The following is a 3972-nucleotide window of genomic DNA, read 5'->3' as shown; positions in this document are numbered from 1 at the left end:
ACGCAGGCTTTGGCGCGGTGTTCGGCGTGTTGAGCCTGATGTGCGGCCTGGCCGCAGCGCTTGCCGCAGGCTGGTTGCGCGACCCGGAACGCGCCGCCCGCGCTTCGACCTCCTCGACTACCCCGGCGCGCGCCGCCGCCTCGCCGCTGCGAGATAGCCGCGTATGGCGGGCCGCCGTCGCGATCGGCGTCATGTGCAGCCCGCAATTCGCGGTGTTGACGTTCGCCACCGTGTTCCTGCACGACTTCAGCCAGGCGGGCATCGGCACGCTGACGGGCGTGATGGTCGCCGTGCAACTGGGCGCGATGGTGTCGCGCATCGCGGCCGGGCGTTGGACGGATCGCCATGGCGACCGGCGCGCCTTCCTGCGCCGCTGCACCTGGCTGAGCTGCCTGCTGTTCGCGGCGCTGGGCGCCGTGGCCTGGGCCGTAGACGGCGCGCCGGCCCGCCCCGGCGCGGTGTTGGCGACCGCCAGCCTGCTGGCGGCGGCAGGCATCTGCGCGTCGGCCTGGCACGGCGTGGCCTATACGGAACTGGCCACATTGGCGGGCGCATCGCGCGCCGGCACCGCGCTGGGCATGGCCAACAGCTGCGTCTACCTGGGCCTGTTCCTGACGCCGCTGGCGATCCCGCATGTGGTCGCGGCCAGCTCGTGGCCGGTGGCCTGGGTGATCGCCGGCCTGTGCATGTTGGCGGCGCTGCCACTGCTTCCCCGACCCGTGCCTCGGCCCGGGCTCAACCCCAAGGCGCTGGGACCGGCGCCCCGCGCTACCCCAGGAACTCCTGGCTCAACCAACCCAGGAACGCCTTGACCGGGGGATGCCGTTCGCGGCCCGGCGCGCACAGCGCGGTGTAGGCGGAGCCCGCCACGCGCACGTCGGGCCGATACGCCGCCAGCGTGCCGGCGGCCACGCTGTCCGACACCATGACGGAACTGGCCAGCACCAGGCCCTGCCCGGCAATCGCCGCCTGCAGGGCGTAATGCTCTTCCGTGTACGCATGCACCGACGCCGGCTTGCGCCAGGACGGCAAGCGCGCCGCGTCGCACCATGCCTGCCAGCCCTGGTCATACAGCTGGGAATCGCGCCAGTGCACCGTTACCAGCGCTGGCGCGCGTTTTCCTGCCTGCGCCACCATCGAAGGCGCTCCGTATACGCCAAACGACTCCGGCAGCCGGCACGCGGCGTGCAAGGCCGGATAGGCATGCGGACTGTAGCGGATCGCGACATCCACGCTGGCGTCCTGCAGCAAGTCCACCGGATCGGCGTTGGCGTTCAGGCGCAACTGGTATTGCGGATAGGCGTCGTAGAAGCGCCCCAGCCTGGGCACCAGCCACAGCGCCGCGAAGGAATGCGTCGTGGACACCGTCAACGCGCCCGAGGCCGGCGCCGGCCGCAAGGCGTCCAGCGTCTGCGCCACATCCAGCAAGGCCCCGTGCACACTGACGAACAGGCGCGCGCCCTTGTCGGTCAGCCGCACGCCGCGCGGCACGCGGTCGAACAGCGCGAACCCCGCCTGCCGTTCCAACGCCTTGATCTGGTGCGACACCGCGGTGGGCGTCACCGCAAGTTCGGCCGCGGCCAGCTTGAAACTGCGCAGCCTGGCCGCCGCTTCAAACGTGCGCAGCGCCGTGACCGGAAGGGTGGCAAACATGGAAGACGGCCCTATGCATGAAATGAATTCATCGTAACCAAGGAATCGTCATTTGTCGCGGCGCCTTGACCTGCTTACATTGACGATCAAGCATGAACCACGCATGCCGAATCCAAGGACCCCAACATGAATTCAAATCATCAAGAAAAAAAGCTGCTCATTCTGGTGGGCAGCCCCCGGCGCGACGGCAACAGCGCAGCCCTGGCCGCGGCCGCGCAACGCGGCGCCGACGCGGCCGGCACCGCCACTACCCTGCTGTTCCTGGACGACTACATCCAGGGCTTCCTGCCCGACCTGCGGCACGGGTCCGCCCCCGCCGACCGCTACAGCGAACTGTTCCTGGCGCATTTCCTGCCTGCCGACGGCGTCCTGCTCTGCACGCCGGTGTATTGGTACGGGATGTCCGCGCAGGCCAAGGCGTTCTTCGACCGCTCTTTCACCCATTACGCGGGCTCGGGCCCCGAACCCGAACGGGTCAAGGCCGCCATGACCGGCAAGCGCTTAGGCCTGACGGTCGCGTCCGAGGAGACCTATCCCGGCGCGGCGCTGGGCATCGTGCATCAAGTGCAGGAGTACGCGCGCTACACCCACTCGGACTTTGTCGGCTATGTGCATGGCGCAGGCAACAAGCGCGGAGAAGTCGCGGCGGACCCGCGCCAACCGCTGCTGGCCGCGGAACAGCTGGGCGCCACCTTCTTCACGCGCAAATACTCCGATTACCGGATGGAGACGCCCCGCGCTCACAACGTGTGGGACGCGCCGGCCCGTTGCAGCACGCCGGGGGTGCTGCCGTAGACCTGCTTGAAGACACGGGTCAGGTGCGCTTGATCTGCAAACCCCACCGCATGGGCCGCCTGCGCCAGCGGCAAGCCATCGCGCAACAGCACCCGCGCCCGCGCCACCCGCCAATTGCGCAGCCATGCCTGCGGCGGCAGGCCGTAGCGGCGGGCAAACTGCTTGACGAGCGTCGTGCGATGACGGTCCTGCGCCTGCGCCAGCGCTTCCAGATCCGGCGCGCAGGACGGATCGGCGGCCATGCGTTCGCGCAGCAAGGCGCAGACGTCGGGTGCATCGGCCAAGGTCGGGTGGGCGTCGGCGACGGCGTGCGCGGCCAACAGCCCGAACAAGGCGGCGGAGAGGCGTTCGCGGCGCGCCAAGTCGGCAATCGGGTCCGGCGTCAGTGCGGCCAACCATTGCGCGCACAAGCCCGGCGCCGTAATGACGGGGCCCGGCAATCCCGCGCCGCCGGCGAACAAGGCGCGCGCATGGTCGTCGAACCACTGGGCATCGATGTATGCCATGCGGTACGTCAAGGGCGCGGCCGAGGTGCCGCCGGTATGGACCTGGCCGGGCGCGATCACCACCAGGTCGCCCTCGCTGGCGGCATGGGCCTGGCCATGCACCGTGAAGGCGCAACGGCCGTGTTCGATGGCGCCGATGGACCAGGCGTCGTGGAAATGCGGCGCATAGCGATAGGCGCGCAAGTCCGCGATCAGCACGTCGCCGGGCAGGCCGGCGCCGCAATGCCAGATGAGTCGAGAAGCCGCCATGGTGCCTTCAGGCTGTGGTTAGCTGAAATAGTGCCCGTCCGAAGTCAGCGAACGGGCCAGCAGCCACGCGTTGCGAGGATTCTCCCCCACCCGGCGGATGGCATACGGCCACCAGTCACCGCCGAACGGAAGATAGACCCTGACGTTATAGCCCAAGCCGCGCAGCGCCAGTTGCCAGTCGGGGCGCACGCCATAGAGCATTTCGAATTCGAAGCCATCGGGCGGCCACCCGCGCTCGCGCGCCAGCGTCATGATCGCGCCAGCCAGGCGGTCGTCGTGCGTGCCGAAGACGGGATGGAAACCCGCGTCGCGCGCCTCGCGCGACAGCATGATGGACGCCGCGTCCAGATACGCCTGATCGATGCCCGCGCGACCCGCGTGATCCAGCGCGCGCTCAGGAAACGCGCCTTTCACCAGGCGCAGCGAAGTCCGTTGCCGGATCGCCCACGTCAGGTCTTCTGGCGTGCGCCGGCGCCGCGCCTGCAAAGTCAGGCCGACAGGCAGGCCCGTTTCCTGCAAGCTGCGGTGCAGTGCGCAGGTGCGGTCGCGGATGGCGGCGTCTTCCATGTCCAGCACCATCCAGTCCTGCCCGCCGCGCGCGGCCCCCGACACCGCCGCGGCGATGCGCCGGGCGTTGTCTTCGCCGCGCGCATCGCTGTCCATATAGCCGATGGCGGTGGGATCCACGGAAACGTGCACGTCCAGGCCCGCCCTGCCCAGCGCGTCGCAGGCGCCGATGGCCTGCCCCACGTTGTGCTCGATGGCGGCC

5 protein-coding genes are annotated in these 3972 nt (G+C 69.6%); 2 read left to right on the top strand and 3 right to left on the bottom strand.

All coding sequences use genetic code 11. From position 1 onward, the window contains the following. Positions 1-812, top strand: an 812-nt coding sequence (locus tag ACO6D5_RS29745; protein ID WP_485827392.1) for an MFS transporter, incomplete at its 5' end; no start/stop codon positions are given. Here the strand turns inward: ACO6D5_RS29745 and ACO6D5_RS29740 are convergent. Continuing rightward, positions 769-1653, bottom strand: coding sequence for a LysR substrate-binding domain-containing protein (locus ACO6D5_RS29740; RefSeq protein ID WP_485827391.1), 885 nt, complete (start codon positions 1651-1653; stop codon positions 769-771). The genes ACO6D5_RS29745 and ACO6D5_RS29740 overlap by 44 nt on opposite strands. Positions 1654-1779: 126 nt before the next feature. Here ACO6D5_RS29740 and ACO6D5_RS29735 point away from each other — a divergent pair, with 126 nt between their 5' ends. Then, the gene (locus ACO6D5_RS29735; protein WP_485827390.1) at positions 1780-2448 is read left to right on the top strand and encodes a flavodoxin family protein; all 669 of its coding nucleotides are present in this window, start codon (positions 1780-1782) and stop codon (positions 2446-2448) included. On the opposite strand, the gene ACO6D5_RS29730 is transcribed toward ACO6D5_RS29735, so the two are convergent. Both ACO6D5_RS29730 and ACO6D5_RS29725 read right to left on the bottom strand, forming a co-directional pair. Further along, the gene (locus tag ACO6D5_RS29730) at positions 2394-3203 is read right to left on the bottom strand and encodes a helix-turn-helix domain-containing protein (RefSeq protein ID WP_315846635.1); all 810 of its coding nucleotides are present in this window, start codon (positions 3201-3203) and stop codon (positions 2394-2396) included. The genes ACO6D5_RS29735 and ACO6D5_RS29730 overlap by 55 nt on opposite strands. Positions 3204-3221: 18 nt before the next feature. Beyond that, on the bottom strand, positions 3222-3972 hold a 751-nt coding region (locus ACO6D5_RS29725; protein ID WP_485827389.1), incomplete at its 5' end, for a proline dehydrogenase family protein.

This window comes from Achromobacter sp. (assembly GCF_057314935.1).
This window is presented reverse-complemented; position numbering and strand designations above follow the sequence as displayed.